We start from the raw sequence: 19299 nt of genomic DNA, 5'->3' as shown, positions 1-19299 counted from the left end.
GGACTCTCATTATTTGGCTAAAAAACGCCAAAAAGCATTTTTGAGATTTCACTCTTCCATTTGAGCGATACTCATTATTTCTTTGACCACATTCACATCTTCTAGCGTGCTTAAATCTTGAGTGATGGGCTCTTTTTTGGCGATAGATTTCAAAAGCCTTCTCATGATTTTCCCGCTCCTGGTTTTAGGCAAACCTGGCACATACATGACATTGTCTAATTTAGCGATCTTTCCAATTTCAACGGATAAGATATGATTCATTTCTTTTAACAATTCTAAACTCTCGCCAAGATTGCATTTAGCCCCATCGCACAGCACCACAAACGCAAACAAGCCCTCTCCTTTAATCGTATCAGGGATACCCACTACCGCGCATTCAACCACCATTTCATGTTTAGAAATAGCACTCTCCACTTCAGCCGTGCCAATCCTATGCCCACTCACATTCACAATATCATCTGTGCGCCCAATAATAGTGATGTATCCGTTTTCATCCACGATAGCACCATCTCCAGAGAGGTAGACATATTCCCCATTCAACTTGATCTGAGAAAAATAGCTATCAATGTATCGTTTTTCATCGCCCCAAATGTTTCTTACCATAGAAGGCCATGGCTTAGTGATGCATAAAAACCCTTGCTCTCCGGGCTTTGTTTTGGTGCCGTCTTCGTTTAAAACTTCTGCATGGATTCCAGGCAAAGGTAAAGTTGCACAGCTGGCCCTTATAGGCGTAGCTCCCGGTAAAGGGCTGATGATATGCCCGCCTGTTTCTGTTTGCCACCAAGTATCCACGATACTGCATTTTGAGTTACCGATTTTTTCATAAAACCATTTCCATGCCGTAGGGTTAATGGGCTCTCCCACCGTTCCTAAAACTTTGAGTGAGTCTAAATTATACTTTAAGGGTTCGTTTTCGCCTTTAGCATGCAGCATTCTTATAGCGGTGGGGGAAGTGTAGAATTTATCCACGCGGTATTCTTCTATCATCCTCCACCATCTCCCATAATCCGGATAAGACATCGTGCCTTCTAGTATCAAAGTCGTCGCCCCACAAGCTAAAGGCCCATAAACCACATAAGTGTGCCCTGTAATCCAACCAATATCAGCGGTGCACCAAAAATTATCGTTATCTCTAATATCAAAAACCCACTCCATCGTCATTTGCGCCCACAGCAAATACCCTGCACTGCTGTGTTGAACGCCTTTAGGTTTCCCGGTTGATCCGCTTGTATAGAGCAAGAATAAAGGATCTTCAGAGTCCATCATTTCAGGTTCGCATTTATCGGATTGGTAATTGACCATTTCATTATAGACAAAATCGCGCCCTCTCACATAGTCAATCTCTTTGGCGTTTCGTATCACAATGAGCGCTTTTTCCACACTAGGGCAGGCGTTATTTTCTAGAGCCTTGTCAAGGGCTGGCTTAAGCATATAGGGTTTGCCTTTCCTAAAAGTCCCATCTGCTGTGATAACTAATTTAGCTTGAGCGTCGTTGATCCTATCTCTTAAGGCTTCAGGGCTAAACCCAGCAAAAACGATGCTATGGATCGCTCCAATCCTAGTGCATGCGAGCATCATATAAACGCTTTCTACAATCATGGGCATATAGATAATGACCCTATCGCCTTTTTTGACATTGAATTCGTTTTTTAAAAGGTTGGCTGTTTTATTGACTTCAGAGTGGAGTTTTCTGTAAGTGATGACATTATAATCCCCCATTTCCCCTTCAAAAATGATCGCCACTTTATTTTTTTTGTCTTTTAAATGCCTGTCTATGCAATTGTAAGAAACATTGATTTTGCCGTTTTCAAACCATTTGAAAAAAGGGGCGTTATCGCTGTTTAAAACCTTATCAAAGGGCTTAAACCATGTGAGTTTTTGCGTGGCTAACTCGCCCCAAAAATGTTCATAATCTTCATTGGCTTCATGCACTAAATCTTTATATTCACACATGTTTTTAATCCTGGCTTGCTTGGCAAACGCTTTGTTAGGGTTAAAGACTTTTTTAGCGAACTCTAAATCATCGTCTAATTGCATTGCATTTCCTTTCTATGGCTTTAAGCACATTTTTTATTATTGTATCCAAACTCACACTCTTTTAAGGGGAGGGATACTTTTCTCTTTCTGTGGGGATTGAGACTGATAAAAAAGGAAACAATAGTAAGATGAAACCTAAAGGGTGCATTAGCGTTAATATGCTAATATAAACCAAAACATTATGACTATATAAAAGGGTGGTATGCTGATCTCCATAGCGTTTTTATTGGTTTTGTGTCTTTTGAATTATAGTTCTTTTAGGATGTTGAAATCGTTTTTAACCTTAAAGAAATTCTCTCAATACGCTTATTTAGGGTTTTTTATCCTTTTGAGCACGGGTGAGGCGGCTTTTGCTTTTTATAGAAATATTATGCCTAGCCATTTATTTGTTTTGACTTCGGCGTGTTCGTTTGTATCTTTTATTGCGTTTATTTTTTCCTTAAGTTTTTACGGGTTTTCCTACTCCATAGAAAAAATAGATTTTTTGCATTCAAGGCGTAAAAGTTTAAAAAACTTTTTAAAATTAGGGTTTTATCTGGCGTTATTAGGGTATTTTTGGCGCGGGTTTTATGAAGGGTTGGCCCGCCCTAAAATCAAAGAAACCCCTATTTATTTGGATAAGCTGGATAAAGAATTAAAGATTATTTTACTCACAGACATGCATGTGGGGAGTTTGTTGCAAAAAGATTTTGTTGATTACATTGTAGAAGAAGTCAATCAAAAAGAAGTGGATATGGTGCTGATTGGGGGGGATTTAGTGGATGAAAACATTGAAAAAGTCAAATCTTTTTTACTGCCCTTAAACAACCTTAAAAGCACGCATGGCACTTTTTATGTGCCAGGAAATCATGAGTATTATCATGGCATAGAGCCGATTTTATCGTTTCTTAACACGCTTAATTTAACGATTTTAGGGAATGAGTGCGTGCGTTTAGGGGGGATCAATTTGTGCGGCGTGTATGATTATTTCGCAAGGAAGCGTCAAAATTTTGCCCCTGATATTGACAAAGCTTTAAAAAAGCGCAATGAGAGTAAGCCCACGATCCTTTTAGCCCACCAGCCCAAACAAATTAGAAGCCTCAAAGAAAGCCACTCTGTAGATTTAGTGCTTTCAGGGCATACCCATGCAGGGCAAATCTTCCCCTTTAGCCTTTTAGTCAAGTTGGCGCAAACCTATTTACATGGTTTATACAAGCACAGCGGCACCACTCAAATTTACGTGAGCAGTGGGGCAGGGTATTGGGGCGTTCCTTTAAGGTTTTTAGCCCCTAGCGAGATCGCATACCTTAGGCTTTTACCTAAAAATCAAGCTTAGTTAAACAAAATCTTAATCGTAATCAAGCGGTTAAAAAAGGATTAAAACAAGGGGTTAAAAGCAACCGCCAAGACAAAGGGAAAGGAGGGGGAGGTGACCCTTCAATCTTAAGCGGTGCCAACCAAACCATAAGGAATGGTTGGATTGTAATTATACAATAAAATGGTGATTTTTAGCAAATGATTTTAAAAATTATCCATAAAAAACGCTTAAAGGCATTTTTTACAACCAATAACCAAACACAAAAGAGCTTGATTTTAACTAAAGCTTTTATTAAAATTTTCTTAAACTAATTTAAATTTATGATATAATCAGTGTTCGAATTACTCTTAAATGCAGGAGTCCATACACCATGCGCGTTCTACTGATTGAAAAAAATTCTGTTTTAGGTGGAGAAATTGAAAAGGGCTTAAATGTTAAAGGCTTTATGACTGATGTAACAGAGAGTTTAGAGGATGGGGAATACCTTATGGATATTAGGAATTATGACTTAGTTATGGTTAGCGATAAAAACGCTTTAAGTTTTGTTTCTAGAATCAAGGAGAAATATTCTTCTATCGTTGTTTTAGTTTCTTCTGATAACCCTACAAGCGAAGAAGAAGTCCATGCGTTTGAGCAGGGTGCGGACGATTACATCGCTAAGCCTTACCGCAGCATTAAGGCTTTAGTCGCAAGGATTGAGGCTCGTTTGAGGTTTTGGGGTTCTAATGTGATTGAAATTGGGGATTTGACCATTAGCCCTGATGAAGAAAAGATTATTTACAAGGGGCGTGAAGTTGAAGTGAAAGGGAAGCCTTTTGAAGTGCTTACCCATCTTGCCAGACACAGGGATCAAATCGTCTCCAAAGAACAGCTTTTAGACGCTATTTGGGAAGAGCCTGAAATGGTTACCCCTAATGTCATTGAAGTGGCTATCAATCAAATCCGCCAAAAAATGGATAAACCCTTGGGGATTTCCACGGTTGAAACCGTGAGGCGCAGAGGCTATCGTTTTTGCTACCCCAAACCGGCGTGTGAAGAGTAAATTCCGTGGTTTGCTAAAAAATAGATTAGAATGAGGGTGTGGAGTGGGTAAAATCAAATATTTGAATAGCGATAATAGAGACATCATGTTGGTGTTTAGCTAGGAGCATGATCATTTCATCTGCGATTAGTAGGGTGTTTTGGTTGAAAAACACTCAAATAAATTCGTATCAATTCATGGAGTTAAATATCTATCAAAACACAAAATACAAACTTTGGCTCCGTTTTCATTGGATATTGACAAAGTCTTATTTTTGTGGGATTTTTATGGGACACAAGAAAAATACACAAAGAAAACGCTGGCAAGATTTTAAGCTTATGCTGAAATTTTAGTGTAGTGGCGTTGCGAAAACCATTAAAACTATGACTAATCGTTTCATAGTTGGTTGTCTCGTTTTTAAGATAACCACCCGCTATTACCCCAAACCCTAACATGCTCCAAATACCCGCAACACAAAAACAATAACATAGAGAGATAATTTAAACCACTATTGGTTGCGATTACGGATTAAAAAACCTAAAAATACTAAAAAAGCGTTTTTTACAATCAAATTATTAAGAGAGCTTGATTTTAACCAAGCGATAGCTTTTTAAGCGACCTTTTGGGGGTTAGGGGGATTTAGTTGGGGGTTATAGGGGGAGAATTATTTTAAAATATCCCTCATTCCCTTAAAGGAATGAGTTTATACAAAACGATAGAATGAAAATTTTTAAACCTTATCAAAAAGAGTTTTTAAACTCTTAGTTTTTATAACTAACGCTTTTTACAAACAGCTAACTTTAGCGTTAGGCGTTATTGAAAATTTCTTCAACTTGCTCTTTAATGTCCTTATAATTAAAGCTTTCTTTAAAGCCATCAATCTTGCCTCCGCTCGCATTCCTATGCCCGCCCCCATTAAAACACATTTGACTGAGTTCGCACACATCGCAATTCCCATTCGCCCTTAAGCTCACATTCCCTTTAGCGTTCACATCCATATAAAAATCAAAATCCGGATTTTGCGTTAAAAAAAGGTTAGCTAACACGCTAATACCTCCCATAGAATAGCTTAAAAACCCTTTTTTATCCTGGTAATAAACGCTGCAATCATGCTTTTTTAAAGAGAGCAAATGCGTTTGCGCATTTGAAGAGATATTGTCCATCGTTTCTGTGTCAGGGTCGCCCCCTAGAGCGATTTTTTTAAGCCTGAACAAATCGTTATCATAGGCTACAGGGGCATTTTCTAAAAACAAATAGTTTTTAACTTCTTCTAAAAGCTTTAATTTATAGTTGCGGTTTTCATCATCAAACATGAAACGATTCAATTCAGAGCTTTGAGTGATCATGCGCATGCACACCTTTCCTAATTCAAAGCCATAACCTTGCGTGTCCCAAATATCCACAGAATTGACCATTTTCACTAAAGGCTCTAGCCATAGTGTGTTTTTTGGCTCTAAAATCGTGTAATGCTTTTTCAAAAATTCATACACGATTTTAGTCGCGCAGCGGTTCGTGTCTAAAAAATACCAATGGAAACTCTCAGCCACTTCCTTACCGCTGATATGGTGATCCAAAAGCTGGATTTGAATGTTTTTATTTTGCAAGCGGTGTTCTTGGATTTTATCCTGCAAATACTGCGCCTCGTTTAAATTCAAATTCAAATCGCTAACCAAAATAAGGAATTCACTCTCCTTAGATTGAGCGATCGCATTTAGAATTTCATAAATTCTCGCTGAGACTTCACGCCCGTAATTAGCGTTATAGCATTGGATATTTTTAAAAAATTGTTTTGAAACAAGCTGGCATGCATAGCCGTCTAAATCAATGTGTGAGAGGTGGTAAACTTGCATCATTCTCCTTTTTTATCAATTATTTATCCATTAAAAGTTAATATGGATCGTGCCTAAGGCTTCAAAATTAGAGTTAGGGTCTAATTCCGCATGGCTTAGCACGACCACATCAATTCTAGCCTGCTCCATTTGATTAGAAAGGGCTTTTCTTAAATTAGGCTCTACGATCAAAATCACCGGAGCGATCCCTTTTTGCAAGACTTTCATGGCCTCTTCAGAAACCCCTTCAATGAGTTTTTGCAATTCGCCCACATTGAGTAGCAAACTCTTAGAAGTGCCATTTTCTCGCAATTTATTAAGCAAAAATTGTTCGCTATCGGTAGAAAAGGTTAAAAATTTCAAACGCCCGTCTTCAGATTTAAAAGCGTTAGTGATCACCCTAGAAAGCCTCGCTCTCACTTGTTCGGTTAAGATATTCACATCGTTTTGAACCAATGGGGCAATATCGGTAATCGTTTCCAAAATAGTGAGCATGTCCTTAATGGGGATTTTTTCATGCAACAAGGCTTGCAAGACTGAACGGATCGCACCGGTGGGGATTTTTTTACTCTCTTCTATAATCGTAGGATAGTCTTTAGCCAAGCGCTCTAAAAGGGATTTCACTTCATCTTTAGTGATAAAATCTTCAGCGTATTTTTTCACTAATTCGCTGGTGTGCGTCGCAATAACGGTGCTTGGATCAATAATAGTGTAGCCTTGAATAATGGCTTCTTCTTTATTTTTAGTTTCAATCCATAAAGCGTCCATTCCAAAAGCCGGCTCTTTAGTAGGAATGCCTTCAATTTCTTTATTCACAAAACCGGTATTCATGGCTAAAAACTTATCCGGCATCACCATGCCCTCACCAATCACAATGCCCTTAAGCTTGATTTCATAATGTGTTGGGGGGAGCTGTAAATTATCCCTGATCCGGATTTGTGGCATCAAAAAACCATAATCGCTCGCTATCTTTTTTCTAATGCCCCTAATCCTTTCTAACAAATCGCCCCCTTGTTTCATGTCTGCTAAGCTAATGAGCTGATAGCCTAAAGCCAATTCTAAAAATTCAATTTTTAACACTTCATCAATGGCTTGCTCTTCTTCTCTTTTAATCTCTTCTTGGGTTTTAGCCCTTGTGGTGGGGGCGTGGGGTTTGATTTTAGAGCTGTGGGGTTTTTCACTCAAATCCAAGCCGAATTTTTGACTCAAATAATTTTCTAATTTAGTGAGCAGCCCGTCTTTTCCCTCCCTGCTAATCAGCCATGCGATGAATAAAAAAAGGGTCCCTACAAACGCTAAAGAAAAGGTAGGGAGTCCAGGAATGGTGGCAAAAAGTAATAAAATCGCCCCCACAATCACTAAAGTTTTGCTTTTATTCGTAAGCTGTGTGATGAGCTTAGAAGCGAAGTCCTCTTCTTCATTTTGCGTGGTGCGAGTGGCGACAATACCGGTCGCTGTCGCAATGATTAAAGCAGGGATTTGCCCCACAAGCCCATCGCCAATGGTTAGGATAGTAAAAGTGCTAGCGCTAAAACTCAAGCTCATATCCCTTTGAAACACGCCCACTAAAAACCCTCCAATGATATTGATAAGCGTGATAATGATAGAAGCGATCGCATCGCCTTTGACGAATTTAGACGCGCCATCCATCGCGCCATAAAAATCCGCTTCTTGGCTTAGAGCGGCGCGCCGTTTTTTGGCTTCCTTATCATCAATAAGCCCTGAGTTTAAATCCGCATCAATCGCCATTTGCTTTCCTGGCATAGCGTCTAGGGCAAATCGCGCCCTAACTTCAGTAACCCTAGTAGAGCCATTAGTAACCACTAATAGATTCACCAGCACTAAAATACTAAAGATAATCGCCCCAATCACATAATTCCCGCTCACGCTAAATTCCCCAAACGCTGTGATAATATCGCTCACTGCGCTAGGCCCTTTATAGCCTTGGGTTAAAATCATTCTAGTGGTGGCGACATTTAAAGCCAAGCGGTATAAGGTTACAATGAGGAGCAAAGTGGGGAAAGCGCTAAAATCAGTGGGCTTGTCAATATAAAGCCCGATTAAAATAATCAACACCGATAGCGCGATAGAAATCGTGAGTAAAAAATCCAACACAAAAGGCGGTAACGGCACGATAATGATCGCTAAAATAGCTATCACAAAGACCACAAGAGCTAAGTCTTTGGATTGCAAGAAGCGTTTAAAAACAGGGAAAGTCTTTTTAAAAGCTAATTTGGAGCGTTCGTTTGCCATAATCTAAAATCATGCCTTAATCTGGTAGGTGTGTTTGTCTCTTATTATAATATAAAGTTTAAGCGTATGATACAAAAAAGCTTGTTTTACGCTATAATGCGATCTTTATTAAATTACCAATTAGGAGGTCGTTATGGCTTTGAATCTGGAGAAAAAACAAGAAATCATTAAGGCGTTTGCTACTAAAGAAAACGATACGGGTTCTTGTGAGGTGCAAGTGGCGTTGTTGAATGAAAGGATCAAGCTTTTAACCGAGCATTTAAAGGCTAACCCCAAAGATCATTCCAGTCGTTTAGGGCTTTTAAAATTAGTCGCTCAAAGACGCAACTTGTTGAAATACATCAAACGCACCGCTCATGCGCGTTATGTGGTTTTGATTGAAAAGTTAGGCATTAAAGACAGATAATTTTATCGGCTTTAGGGTATGGCGAGTTTGTGTTGAAAGAGCGTTTGAAAGCCTTTTTTAGTGCGGACTCTCTTTTCACTTTAATTTTTTCCCTTTTCTTTCTCACTTCGTTTAAAAAACCTTTAACGCAAGTCTTATTGATTGTTTTAATGGTTTTTTTGTTTCTTAGGTGTTATTTCCAAGCGTCTTTGAAAGAAACCTTTAGAGTTAATCATCTAAAAACAATGCCTTTTAAATGGCTCACTCTGGCTTTTTTGGGCGTGTTTTTAAGCATCTTCCCTAACATGTTTAACATGCATGATAGCCAAACTTTCCGCTACAATTTATTCGCTCTAAACATGTCCTTAACTTATGCTTGCGGAGCGTTATGCTTGCTTTTTGCCAGCCGTTTAAGAATCAAATTGAATCAAAAAGTCCTTTTTTACAGCATGGCTGTTGCAAATTTCATTAACGGCCTGCTTTCATTGGTGCAAAAAATTTATTTTAACATGCCCAGAGCGCAAGGGTTTAGCACGGTTAAGGAGTATGTGGTTTTAGTGAGCGTTTCCATTTTAGGCTGTTATATTTATGCACTCTATTCGCAAAATCAAAAAGAAAAACTTTTTTTCACGCTTTCTGTTTTTGTGGGGTTTTTAGTCGTTATTTTAAGCGCTACAAGGAGCGCGACAATCGCTTTTGTTATTACTTTTTTAATCCTTTCTTGCTTTATTTTATACGCCAAAAAATCGCTCAAACCATTGGGTTATATGGTGGTTGTGAGTCTTGTTTTGAGCGCTTTGTATATGGGGAGTAACGCTTTAGAAAAAAAGGGGGCAATAGAGCAATCTAGGGTTCAAAACCAAAGCTTTGAAGAGGATTTGAAACGCTACGCTAAAAAGGACGCTGATAGCAGTATCGGGTGGCGTTTGGAACGCTGGAAAGAAGCCCTAACGGTTTTGCGTTTAAGACCCTTGTTTGGTATGGCCGCTAGCGAGAAATGCCAGAGGTTAGAAGAGATTTTATCCTTATCAAAGTCTTATAGAGCCAAAGATTTGATTCTTTGTTATGAAAGGTATGACAATCAAATCATTCATGTTTTAGCCACTAGGGGGATCATAGGCTTTTTGATCTGGCTCTTTTTTTTATTAGCGGTTGTAAAGATTTTTTGGAGCGGGATCAAGCAAAACTCTCTAATATCACTCTTTATATTAACGACACTCGCTTTTTACCTTATTTTTGGCATCGGGTTTGACCCCTTTGATTTCTTCATTACGGGAAGTTTTTTTGTAGGAATGGTCATGATGGCTGTTTTTTTAAAAAAGGATAAAAGCGCTTTTTAGCATCAAAGAGTTTGATGTTAGTCAAGCGGTAGTTTCTTGTGATGCGCTCTTAGGGGGATTTAAGGGGTAAGATAAAAACTTATGCTATAATGCGGTTTCATTCCATATTCAACAAGGAGAAATAAATTAATGAAAATTTTAGTGATTCAAGGGCCTAATTTAAACATGTTAGGACACAGAGACCCAAGACTTTATGGCATGGTAACCTTAGACCAAATCCATGAAATCATGCAAACTTTCGTGAAGCAAGGCAATTTAGATGTGGAATTAGAGTTTTTTCAAACCAATTTTGAGGGCGAAATCATTGATAAAATCCAAGAAAGCGTGGGCAGCGATTATGAAGGGATCATCATTAACCCTGGAGCGTTTTCGCACACTTCTATTGCGATTGCAGATGCGATCATGCTAGCGGGCAAACCCGTTATTGAAGTGCATCTCACCAACATTCAAGCCAGAGAGGAATTCAGGAAAAATTCTTACACTGGAGCGGCTTGTGGAGGCGTGATCATGGGATTTGGCCCGCTTGGCTACAACATGGCTTTAATGGCGATGGTCAATATTTTAGCCGAAATGAAAGCGTTCCAAGAAGCCCAAAAAAACAACCCTAATAACCCCATTAACAATCAAAAATAAAAGGGGGTTACCCATGAAAGGATTAGAAAGAGAATCGCATTTCACGCTCAATGAGAACGCGATGTTTTTTGAATGCGCTTATAGTTGCGATAACGCTTTGTTTTTGCAATTAGACGATCGCTCGTTTTTTATCACTGATTCTCGCTACACTCAAGAAGCTAAAGAAAGCATTCAGCCTAAAAATGGCGTTTTAGCGGAAGTGATAGAATCCAGCGATTTAGTGCAAAGTGCGATTGATTTGATTACAAAACACTCGGTTAAAAAGCTCTTTTTTGACCCCAATCAAGTGAATTTGCAAACCTATAAGCGTTTGGATTCGGCGATTGGGAATAAGGTTATTTTAGAGGGTGTGCCTAGTTACCACCGCCAAAAACGCATCATTAAAAACGATCATGAGATCCAACTTCTCAAAAAATCTCAAGCGTTGAATGTTGAAGCTTTTGAGAATTTTGCTGAGTATGTGAAAAAGATTTTTGATGGAAAAGAATCCTTGAGCGAGCGGTATTTGCAGCATAAGGTTAAGGACTTTTTGACTAAAGAGGGGGTTTATGATCTGAGTTTTGAGCCTATTTTAGCCTTGAATGCGAACGCGAGCAAGCCCCATGCTTTGCCTAGCGCGAAGGATTTTTTAAAAGCGGAGCATAGCATTCTTTTGGATATGGGGATCAAATACGAACGCTATTGCTCGGATAGGACTCGCACGGCTTTTTTTGACCCTAAAGATTTTGTCTTCAAAAGAGAGCAGAGTTTCAAGGATAAAGAGCGTCAAAAGATTTATGACATTGTGAAAGAAGCACAAGAAAAGGCTATTTCAGGCATTAGAGCGGGCATGACCGGTAAAGAAGCGGACAGCTTGGCTAGGGGAGTGATTAGCGATTATGGTTATGGGCAGTATTTCACTCACAGCACCGGGCATGGCATTGGCTTAGACATTCATGAGCTTCCTTATATTTCATCGCGCAGTGGAACCATTTTAGAAGAGGGCATGGTGTTTTCTGTAGAGCCTGGGATTTATATCCCTGGATTTTTTGGGGTGCGCATTGAAGATTTAGTGGTGATCAAAAATTCCAGGGCTGAGCTTTTGTGATGCGAGAGATCCTTACTAACCGCTTTTTCCCTAGCCTTTTTAAAAAAAGGCTTGATTTTTCTAACAGGGTGGTTTTAGGGTTGGGATCTAATCTTAAAAATCCTTTAAAAATATTAAAAAATTGTTTTTTGTATTTTAAAAATCATAGTAAGATCGGGAAAATTTTTTCTTCGCCCATTTATATCAATCCGCCTTTTGGTTACACTAATCAACCCAACTTTTATAACGCTACGATTATCCTTAAAACATCTTTAAGTTTGCGCCATTTTTTCGCTCTGGTTTTTTATATAGAAAGGCGTTTTGATCGCCAAAGGAAGCGCGATTTTAAAGACGCTCCAAGAACTTTAGACATTGATATTATCGCTTTCAACCAAGTCATTTTAAGACAGAACGATTTGACTTTACCTCACCCTAAATGGAGTGAAAGGGATTCGGTGTTAGTGCCGTTAATTTTGCAACAAATTCTTTTTAAAAAAGGGGAGTGGTGAAATTCTATACCTATAGTGGGGAGACGGCTGCTGAAGCTTTAAAGATCGCTCAAAGCCACCATGGGGTGGATACGCTGGTGTTTAAAACGCAAGAAATCCGTAAAAAAACGCTCACTTCTTCTGGGCTTTATGAAATCGTTGTGGCGGTTGAAGAAGAGAGCGAAAACAAACCCCCTAAAGCCCCCCTTATTCCTGAAAGTTTGTATGATGAAGAATTGAATGAAGAAGATGTGGTCATGCAGCTTTCAAGCACTGTAGAAGAAATGCGCAAACTCGCCGGGGTTTCATCTAATCAGCGCAACTATAGTTTTTCAAAAAATAAAACTCTTTTAGAAAAAGACGCTCCATTAGAGGATGCGCCTTTAGAGGCTAATAAGCAAGACGCTTTATTGCAAGCTTTAAAAGATGAAGCCAACCATAAAAAAGAAAGAGAAAAAAGAGAAGTTAAACAAGAAGAAGAGATTAAAGACATCAATCTGCAACTAAGTAAAATCAGAGACAGCTTGAAACTCATTCAAAACATGTTTTGGGATGAGAAAAACCCCAATTCTGTCAATATCCCTCAAGAATTTGCAGAAATTTACAAACTGGCCAAACAAAGCGGGATGAAATCCAGCCATTTAGATGAAATCATGCAATTGAGCCTGGAATTGATGCCTTTACGCATGCGCGAAAATTCCGTAACGATTAAGCGCTATTTTAGAGAAGTGTTGCGCAAAATGATCTTATGCCGCCCTGAAGATTTGAATTTAAGGCAAAAACGCATCTTAATGCTTGTAGGGCCAACAGGCGTGGGGAAAACGACAACTTTAGCTAAATTAGCCGCGCGCTATTCTAGAATGCTAGCGAAAAAATACAAGGTGGGCATTATCACTTTAGACAATTATCGCATTGGGGCTTTGGAGCAATTAAGCTGGTATGCTAATAAAATGAAAATGAGTATAGAAGCGGTGATTGACGCTAAGGATTTTGCTAAAGAAATTGAAGCGTTGGAATACTGCGATTTTATTCTAGTGGATACGACAGGGCATTCGCAATACGATAAAGAAAAAATTGCCGGTTTGAAGGAATTTATAGATGGGGGTTATAATATTGATGTGTCCTTAGTGCTTTCGGTTACCACTAAGTATGAAGACATGAAAGATATTTATGATTCTTTTGGGGTGTTAGGGATTGACACTTTAATCTTTACGAAATTAGATGAGAGTAGGGGGCTAGGGAATTTGTTTTCTTTAGTGCATGAAAGCCAAAAGCCTATCAGCTATCTTTCTGTCGGCCAAGAAGTGCCTATGGATTTGAAAGTGGCTACTAATGAGTATTTAGTGGATTGCATGCTAGATGGCTTTAGTAACCCTAATAAGGAACAAGCATGAACAATCAAGCGAGCCGCTTGGATAATTTGATGAATCTTAAAAACCCCAAAAGTTTTTTTGATAATAAGGGGAATACCAAATTCATCGCTATCACAAGCGGTAAGGGAGGCGTGGGGAAATCCAATATTAGCGCTAATTTAGCTTACTCTTTATACAAGAAAGGTTATAAGGTAGGGGTGTTTGATGCGGATATTGGTTTAGCGAATTTAGATGTGATTTTTGGGGTGAAAACCCATAAAAATATCTTGCATGCCTTAAAGGGTGAAGCCAAATTGCAAGAAATCATTTGCGAGATTGAACCCGGGCTTTGCTTAATCCCTGGGGATAGCGGTGAAGAAATATTAAAATACATTAGCGGAACAGAAGCTTTAGATCAATTTGTGGATGAAGAGGGGGTTTTAAGCTCTTTAGATTATATTGTGGTTGATACAGGTGCTGGGATTGGAGCTACTACGCAAGCGTTTTTGAATGCGAGCGATTGCGTGGTGATTGTTACCACACCCGATCCTTCAGCGATTACGGATGCGTATGCATGCATTAAAATCAACTCCAAGAATAAAGATGAATTGTTTCTTATCGCTAACATGGTAGCCCAACCTAAAGAGGGTAGGGCGACTTATGAAAGGCTGTTGAAAGTGGCTAAAAACAATATCGCTTCATTAGAATTGCATTACTTAGGAGCGATTGAAAACAGCTCCTTATTGAAACGCTATGTGAGAGAGCGCAAAATTTTAAGAAAAATAGCCCCTAACGATTTGTTTTCGCAATCCATTGACCAGATAGCGGGTCTTTTGGTTTCTAAATTAGAAACCGGTGCTTTAGAAATACCAAAAGAAGGTTTGAAAAGCTTTTTTAAAAGGCTTTTGAAGTATTTGGGGTAGGCTGATGAAAGTGCAAAATTTTATCCATTTTTCTGTTGTGGTAGGGTTTTTTTTAGGGTTAGTGTTTTCGGTGTTGAAATTCAATGAGCCAGAGAGCATTTTATTATGGACGGTGTTATCCACGCTTGGGGGATACTTGATCGCCTTATTGTTTGCGTCTATTTTTATCGCTTGCACGGATTTAGATATTTGTCTTTTTGACAAAAAAGGCACTGAAGAGAGCTTGCTTCGTTTCAACCATGAGTTTAAGAACAGAGAAAAAGAAGTAGCTAGTATTTTAGAATACATTAGAAGTTATGATTTTGATGATGGAAAATAGAATGCCCAAAGGAATTCAAAAAACTGAAACAAGCGAAAAAAATATAGAAAAGGTTTTGAACGCCTATGATAAGCAACAACACCACCATCAAGACGATCTCGCTATCCAGTATCTACCGGCCGTGCGTGCTATGGCGTTTCGTTTAAAAGAGCGCTTGCCCAGCTCTATTGATTTTAACGATCTGGTTTCTATTGGCACTGAAGAATTGATTAAATTAGCCAGGCGTTATGAGAGCGCGTTAAACGATTCTTTTTGGGGGTATGCTAAAACTCGTGTCAATGGGGCGATGCTAGATTATTTGCGTTCTTTAGATGTGATTTCTCGCTCTAGCAGGAAACTCATTAAAAGCATTGATATTGAAATCACCAAACACCTTAATGAGCATGGGAAAGAGCCTAGCGATGCGTATTTAGCGGAAGTTTTAGGCGAGAATATTGAAAAAATTAGAGAAGCCAAAACGGCCTCAGATATTTATGCGCTAGTGCCAATAGATGAGCAATTCAATGCGATTGAGCAAGATGAAATCACTAAAAAGATTGAAGCAGAAGAGTTGTTAGAGCATGTCCAAAAAGCACTGGATCAAATGAGCGAACGAGAGCAAATCCTTATCCAGCTTTATTACTTTGAAGAGTTGAATTTGAGCGAGATTAAAGAGATTTTAGGCATTACCGAATCGCGTATTTCTCAAATCATTAAAGAAGTGATTAAAAAGGTGCGTAAATCCTTAGGAGTGGATCATGGCTGATATTTTAAGCCAAGAAGAAATTGATGCGCTTTTAGAAGTCGTTGATGAGAACGTGGATATTCAAAATGTCCAAAAAAAGGATATTATCCCGCAGCGCAGCGTAACCCTCTATGATTTCAAACGCCCTAATCGTGTGAGTAAGGAGCAACTGCGTTCTTTTAGGAGTATCCATGACAAAATGGCTAGGAATCTTTCCAGTCAAATTTCTTCTATCATGCGTTCTATTGTAGAGATCCAGCTCCATAGCGTGGATCAAATGACTTATGGCGAATTTTTGATGAGTTTGCCTAGCCCTACGAGCTTTAATGTCTTTTCCATGAAGCCTATGGGAGGAACAGGGGTTTTAGAAATTAATCCTAGCATCGCTTTCCCCATGATTGACAGACTATTAGGAGGTAAGGGGAGCGCGTATGATCAAAACAGGGAGTTTAGCGATATTGAATTGAATTTATTGGATACGATTTTACGCCAGGTGATGCAAATTTTAAAAGAAGTGTGGTCGCCCGTGGTGGAGATGTATCCTACCATTGACGCTAAAGAATCCAGCGCGAATGTGGTCCAAATCGTCGCTCAAAATGAAATTTCTATCATGGTGGTTTTAGAGATTATCATTGGGCATAGCCGTGGGATGATGAACATTTGTTACCCGGTGATTTCCATTGAGAGCATTCTTTCTAAAATGGGGAGTAGGGATTTGATGCTTTCAGAAACGAACTCTAAAAAGAGCCGTAATAAGGAATTGCAAGCACTATTGAGTGGGGTGAGCGTGGATATGATGGTGTTTTTGGGCGCGGTGGAATTGAGTTTGAAAGAAATGTTGGATTTAGATGTGGGGGATACTATCCGGTTGAATAAAGTCGCTAATGATGAAGTGAGCGTGTATGTGCATAAAAAAAAGCGTTATTTAGCGAGCGTGGGGTTTCAAGGGTATAGAAAAACCATTCAAATTAAAGAAGTGATCTATAGCGAAAAAGAACGCACTAAAGAAATTTTAGAAATGTTAGAAGAACAGCGCAGAGGCAAAGTGGGCGATATTATGAAGATAGAAGAAGAGTGAGAAATGCAAGATTTTATTAAGATTTTTATTCAAGAGGTTGTCTCTACTTTAGAAGGGTTAGTGGGTAAGGCTCCAAGCGTGGGATTAGAAAAAGAAGTTTCTAGTAGCGACGAATCTTTTTTGAAATTAATCAGCGCACCTTATGCAAGAGTTAAGATTAGCGCGATTGAAAAAGAAGAGAGTCCTATTGAATTACTGGCTCCGGTCGTTTTAGTTACCGCTTTAAGCGATCTGATGTTAGGAGGTGAGGGGGCGAGTAAGGAAGAAATGGATAATGACGATTTAGACGCTTTTAAAGAAATGGCTTCTAATATTTTTGGCGCGATCGCTACGAGCTTGAAGTCTCAAGAATTGCTCCCCAAACTCAATTTCACTACCACGAACGCTGAAATCGCTAAAGAGCTTCCTAAAAAAGAAGATTACGCTAAAGCGATGGTGTTTTCTTTTAAAATGGAAGCCATCAAAGAAAGCCAAATCATTTTATTGACTACGGAGGCTTTTGAGTGCCAATTTGAAAAAACGCATAAAGAAGAAAAAGAAGAAACGACACAGAGCGCTACTGAAGAGATTAAAACCCACGATACGTCTTTAGAAAACATAGAAATCCGCAATATCAGCATGCTTTTAGACGTGAAATTGAATGTTAAGGTGCGTATCGGGCAAAAAAAGATGATTTTAAAAGATGTGGTTTCTATGGATATAGGGAGCGTGGTGGAGTTGGATCAATTGGTGAATGATCCTTTGGAAATTCTTGTAGATGACAAGGTGATCGCTAAGGGCGAAGTGGTGATCGTGGATGGGAATTTTGGCATTCAGATCACGGATATTGGCACTAAAAAGGAACGCTTAGAGCAACTGAAAAATTAAACCATTTTAGAGTAAAAAAGGAAGGATTATGGCCATTTTTGGGGAATTAAGCTCGCTTGGGCATTTGTTTAAAAAAACGCAAGAATTAGAAATTTTGCATGGGTATTTAAAAGATGTTGTGCAAAAGGGTAGTGGAGCGAATCAAAGGGTTTTAAATCTCGATCCTAATACGGAATTTCAAACGCCTTTAGGGCATGGCATCTTTAGCATAGAGCAGAGTTATTGTTTAGAACATGCCAAAGAAAGCGAGAAAGGCTTTTTTGAAAGCCACAAACAATATGTGGATTTCCAGCTGATTGTCAAAGGCGTTGAGGGGGCTAAAGTGGTGGGTATCAATCAAGCTGTCATTAAAAACCCTTACGATGAAAAAAGAGATTTGATCGTTTATGAGCCGGTTCAAGAAGCTTCTTTTTTGCGTTTAGATGCGGGCATGCTGGCTATTTTTTTTGAAAGCGACGCGCATGCGTTGAGGTTTTATGGGGAGTCTTTTGAAAAATATAGGGAAGAGCCGATTTTCAAAGCGGTCGTTAAAGCGCCTAAGGGATTGATCAAATTAAAATTATGAAATTGGTGAGTCTTGTTATAGTTTTTTGTTGTTTTTTAGGGGCTGTAGAGTTGCCTGGAATTTATCAAACTCAAGAATTTTTATACATGAAAAGCTCTTTTGTGGAGTTTTTTGAGCATAATGGGAAGTTCTATGCCTATGGTATTTCTGATGCGGATGGTTCTAAAGCCAGAAAAGATAAGTTTAATCCTAACCCCAAACTAAGGAATCGCAGCGATAAAGGCGTGGTGTTTTTAAGCGATTTGATTAAGGTTGGAAAACGATCTTATAAAGGCGGTAAAGCGTATAATTTTTATGACGGCAAGACCTACTATGTGAGAGTCACTCAAAATTCAAACGGGGATTTAGAATTCACTTCAAGCTATGACAAATGGGGGTATGTGGGTAAGACTTTCACTTGGAAACGCTTGAGCGATGAAGAAATCAAAAATCTAAAACTCAAGCGTTTTAACTTGGACGAAGTCCTTAAAACCATTAAAGATAGCCCTATTTAAGCTAGCTTTTTTAAAATCTTTTAATATTCACTCTCTTGGCATTCTTTACACCACACAAACATTTTCATGTCATGGCTAATTAGCTTGGCTTGATATTTTTTAACGACTTCGTTCTGGCGGTGTTCAATTTCGGGGTCTGCAAATTCAATGATCTTACCGCAATGCAAACAAATGATGTGATCATGGTGTTCTTTAGCCGCAATTTCATAGCGCCGACCGCTTTTTGAAGTCTCTAAAACGCAGATAAAATTTTCTTTTTCTAAGAAATTCAAAATGCGATACACTGAAGAAATGCTGGTGTTTTTGTCCTTTTGGCGGATAGAATGCGTGATTTCTTCAGGGCTTAGGTGTGTGCCGCTGCGATACAAAACGCTCACCACTTCTTCTCTTTGTTTTGAATTTTTGAGTCCGTTTTTTTTGATAGACATCCTCAAGCGCTCTAAAATAGATTCTAAAGTTTCTAATCTTCTCATGCTAATATTTCCCTTGTCCGTAAAATGATTTTTATAACTAGAATATTATTATACAATAATAATGCGATGAACCATAGATAAAACTCATTATTATTTTAATTTAATCAAAAAATATTGATTTTTTATTACCATTGTCGCATTTTAATGTAATTTAT

At 38.7% G+C, this 19299-nt stretch carries 19 protein-coding genes; 15 read left to right on the top strand and 4 right to left on the bottom strand.

The window, feature by feature from the left end:
• Nucleotides 1-48: 48 nt before the first annotated feature.
• A complete protein-coding gene (acs, locus tag FIM66_RS02140) occupies nucleotides 49-2037 on the bottom strand; it encodes an acetate--CoA ligase (RefSeq protein WP_140547897.1) in 1989 nt (662 codons plus the stop codon).
• Between the two features lie 202 nt (nucleotides 2038-2239).
• Between acs and FIM66_RS02135 the strand changes: the two genes are divergently transcribed.
• Together FIM66_RS02135 and hsrA are read left to right on the top strand one after the other, a co-directional pair.
• On the top strand, nucleotides 2240-3352 hold the full coding sequence (locus tag FIM66_RS02135) for a metallophosphoesterase (RefSeq protein ID WP_140547898.1): 1113 nt from the start codon (nucleotides 2240-2242) through the stop codon (nucleotides 3350-3352).
• Nucleotides 3353-3704: 352 nt separating this feature from the next.
• The gene (gene hsrA / locus FIM66_RS02130; protein ID WP_140547899.1) at nucleotides 3705-4376 is read left to right on the top strand and encodes a response regulator-like transcription factor HsrA; all 672 of its coding nucleotides are present in this window, start codon (nucleotides 3705-3707) and stop codon (nucleotides 4374-4376) included.
• A gap of 785 nt (nucleotides 4377-5161) precedes the next feature.
• On the opposite strand, the gene FIM66_RS02120 is transcribed toward hsrA, so the two are convergent.
• Both FIM66_RS02120 and flhA read right to left on the bottom strand, forming a co-directional pair.
• A complete protein-coding gene (locus FIM66_RS02120) occupies nucleotides 5162-6205 on the bottom strand; it encodes a 3',5'-cyclic-nucleotide phosphodiesterase (RefSeq protein ID WP_194149234.1) in 1044 nt (347 codons plus the stop codon).
• A 30-nt stretch (nucleotides 6206-6235) separates the two neighbouring features.
• Nucleotides 6236-8437 carry a flagellar biosynthesis protein FlhA gene (flhA, locus tag FIM66_RS02115; protein WP_140489915.1) on the bottom strand — a complete coding sequence of 734 codons (2202 nt, stop codon included), beginning with the start codon at nucleotides 8435-8437 and terminating at the stop codon, nucleotides 6236-6238.
• Between the two features lie 133 nt (nucleotides 8438-8570).
• On the opposite strand from flhA, the gene rpsO reads away from it, so the two are divergent.
• From rpsO to FIM66_RS02050, 13 genes are all read left to right on the top strand, one after another.
• Complete coding sequence (rpsO, locus tag FIM66_RS02110) at nucleotides 8571-8843, top strand: 30S ribosomal protein S15 (protein WP_001207115.1); 273 nt, start codon at nucleotides 8571-8573, stop codon at nucleotides 8841-8843.
• Nucleotides 8844-8872: 29 nt separating this feature from the next.
• A complete protein-coding gene (locus FIM66_RS02105) occupies nucleotides 8873-10162 on the top strand; it encodes an O-antigen ligase family protein (protein ID WP_140599886.1) in 1290 nt (429 codons plus the stop codon).
• Nucleotides 10163-10291: 129 nt separating this feature from the next.
• On the top strand, nucleotides 10292-10795 hold the full coding sequence (gene aroQ / locus FIM66_RS02100; protein WP_000699284.1) for a type II 3-dehydroquinate dehydratase: 504 nt from the start codon (nucleotides 10292-10294) through the stop codon (nucleotides 10793-10795).
• Between the two features lie 13 nt (nucleotides 10796-10808).
• Nucleotides 10809-11882 carry an aminopeptidase gene (locus tag FIM66_RS02095; RefSeq protein ID WP_140599885.1) on the top strand — a complete coding sequence of 358 codons (1074 nt, stop codon included), beginning with the start codon at nucleotides 10809-10811 and terminating at the stop codon, nucleotides 11880-11882.
• On the top strand, nucleotides 11882-12370 hold the full coding sequence (gene folK, locus FIM66_RS02090) for a 2-amino-4-hydroxy-6-hydroxymethyldihydropteridine diphosphokinase (RefSeq protein ID WP_194147110.1): 489 nt from the start codon (nucleotides 11882-11884) through the stop codon (nucleotides 12368-12370). Before FIM66_RS02095 ends, folK begins: the two co-directional genes overlap by 1 nt.
• Complete coding sequence (gene flhF / locus FIM66_RS02085) at nucleotides 12367-13743, top strand: flagellar biosynthesis GTPase FlhF (protein ID WP_001991968.1); 1377 nt, start codon at nucleotides 12367-12369, stop codon at nucleotides 13741-13743. The genes folK and flhF overlap by 4 nt, the downstream gene beginning before the upstream one ends.
• Nucleotides 13740-14624, top strand: coding sequence for a flagellum site-determining protein YlxH (gene ylxH / locus FIM66_RS02080; RefSeq protein ID WP_140547904.1), 885 nt, complete (start codon nucleotides 13740-13742; stop codon nucleotides 14622-14624). Before flhF ends, ylxH begins: the two co-directional genes overlap by 4 nt.
• A gap of 4 nt (nucleotides 14625-14628) precedes the next feature.
• The gene (locus tag FIM66_RS02075; protein WP_000868000.1) at nucleotides 14629-14943 is read left to right on the top strand and encodes a hypothetical protein; all 315 of its coding nucleotides are present in this window, start codon (nucleotides 14629-14631) and stop codon (nucleotides 14941-14943) included.
• Nucleotides 14921-15688, top strand: coding sequence for an RNA polymerase sigma factor FliA (locus FIM66_RS02070; protein WP_140499285.1), 768 nt, complete (start codon nucleotides 14921-14923; stop codon nucleotides 15686-15688). The genes FIM66_RS02075 and FIM66_RS02070 overlap by 23 nt, the downstream gene beginning before the upstream one ends.
• Nucleotides 15681-16745: a flagellar motor switch protein FliM gene (fliM, locus tag FIM66_RS02065; protein ID WP_078296028.1), complete on the top strand. Its 1065-nt coding sequence runs from the start codon at nucleotides 15681-15683 to the stop codon at nucleotides 16743-16745. The genes FIM66_RS02070 and fliM overlap by 8 nt, the downstream gene beginning before the upstream one ends.
• A gap of 3 nt (nucleotides 16746-16748) precedes the next feature.
• Nucleotides 16749-17612 carry a flagellar motor switch protein FliY gene (gene fliY, locus FIM66_RS02060; protein WP_140599884.1) on the top strand — a complete coding sequence of 288 codons (864 nt, stop codon included), beginning with the start codon at nucleotides 16749-16751 and terminating at the stop codon, nucleotides 17610-17612.
• A gap of 28 nt (nucleotides 17613-17640) precedes the next feature.
• Nucleotides 17641-18177: a NanQ anomerase/TabA/YiaL family protein gene (locus FIM66_RS02055; protein ID WP_140489901.1), complete on the top strand. Its 537-nt coding sequence runs from the start codon at nucleotides 17641-17643 to the stop codon at nucleotides 18175-18177.
• Entirely contained in the window at nucleotides 18174-18671 is a 498-nt protein-coding gene (locus FIM66_RS02050; protein WP_000780279.1) for a DUF2147 domain-containing protein, read from the top strand. The genes FIM66_RS02055 and FIM66_RS02050 overlap by 4 nt, the downstream gene beginning before the upstream one ends.
• A gap of 20 nt (nucleotides 18672-18691) precedes the next feature.
• Here the strand turns inward: FIM66_RS02050 and fur are convergent, their stop codons facing one another.
• Complete coding sequence (fur, locus tag FIM66_RS02045; RefSeq protein WP_001253272.1) at nucleotides 18692-19144, bottom strand: ferric iron uptake transcriptional regulator; 453 nt, start codon at nucleotides 19142-19144, stop codon at nucleotides 18692-18694.
• Between the last annotated feature and the right edge of the window lie 155 nt (nucleotides 19145-19299).

This window comes from Helicobacter pylori (genome assembly GCF_006439795.1).
GTDB lineage: Bacteria > Campylobacterota > Campylobacteria > Campylobacterales > Helicobacteraceae > Helicobacter > Helicobacter pylori_CR.
This window is presented reverse-complemented; position numbering and strand designations above follow the sequence as displayed.

What these genes read in the sequence shown, in the direction of transcription:
- acs (WP_140547897.1), bottom strand. Translation starts at nt 2,037, where the DNA reads ATGCAATTAGACGATGATTTAGAGTTCGCTAAAAAAGTCTTTAACCCT.
- FIM66_RS02135 (WP_140547898.1), top strand. Translation starts at nt 2,240, where the DNA reads ATGCTGATCTCCATAGCGTTTTTATTGGTTTTGTGTCTTTTGAATTAT.
- hsrA (WP_140547899.1), top strand. Translation starts at nt 3,705, where the DNA reads ATGCGCGTTCTACTGATTGAAAAAAATTCTGTTTTAGGTGGAGAAATT.
- FIM66_RS02120 (WP_194149234.1), bottom strand. Translation starts at nt 6,205, where the DNA reads ATGCAAGTTTACCACCTCTCACACATTGATTTAGACGGCTATGCATGC.
- flhA (WP_140489915.1), bottom strand. Translation starts at nt 8,437, where the DNA reads ATGGCAAACGAACGCTCCAAATTAGCTTTTAAAAAGACTTTCCCTGTT.
- rpsO (WP_001207115.1), top strand. Translation starts at nt 8,571, where the DNA reads ATGGCTTTGAATCTGGAGAAAAAACAAGAAATCATTAAGGCGTTTGCT.
- aroQ (WP_000699284.1), top strand. Translation starts at nt 10,292, where the DNA reads ATGAAAATTTTAGTGATTCAAGGGCCTAATTTAAACATGTTAGGACAC.
- FIM66_RS02095 (WP_140599885.1), top strand. Translation starts at nt 10,809, where the DNA reads ATGAAAGGATTAGAAAGAGAATCGCATTTCACGCTCAATGAGAACGCG.
- folK (WP_194147110.1), top strand. Translation starts at nt 11,882, where the DNA reads ATGCGAGAGATCCTTACTAACCGCTTTTTCCCTAGCCTTTTTAAAAAA.
- ylxH (WP_140547904.1), top strand. Translation starts at nt 13,740, where the DNA reads ATGAACAATCAAGCGAGCCGCTTGGATAATTTGATGAATCTTAAAAAC.
- FIM66_RS02075 (WP_000868000.1), top strand. Translation starts at nt 14,629, where the DNA reads ATGAAAGTGCAAAATTTTATCCATTTTTCTGTTGTGGTAGGGTTTTTT.
- FIM66_RS02070 (WP_140499285.1), top strand. Translation starts at nt 14,921, where the DNA reads ATGATTTTGATGATGGAAAATAGAATGCCCAAAGGAATTCAAAAAACT.
- fliM (WP_078296028.1), top strand. Translation starts at nt 15,681, where the DNA reads ATGGCTGATATTTTAAGCCAAGAAGAAATTGATGCGCTTTTAGAAGTC.
- fliY (WP_140599884.1), top strand. Translation starts at nt 16,749, where the DNA reads ATGCAAGATTTTATTAAGATTTTTATTCAAGAGGTTGTCTCTACTTTA.
- FIM66_RS02055 (WP_140489901.1), top strand. Translation starts at nt 17,641, where the DNA reads ATGGCCATTTTTGGGGAATTAAGCTCGCTTGGGCATTTGTTTAAAAAA.
- FIM66_RS02050 (WP_000780279.1), top strand. Translation starts at nt 18,174, where the DNA reads ATGAAATTGGTGAGTCTTGTTATAGTTTTTTGTTGTTTTTTAGGGGCT.
- fur (WP_001253272.1), bottom strand. Translation starts at nt 19,144, where the DNA reads ATGAGAAGATTAGAAACTTTAGAATCTATTTTAGAGCGCTTGAGGATG.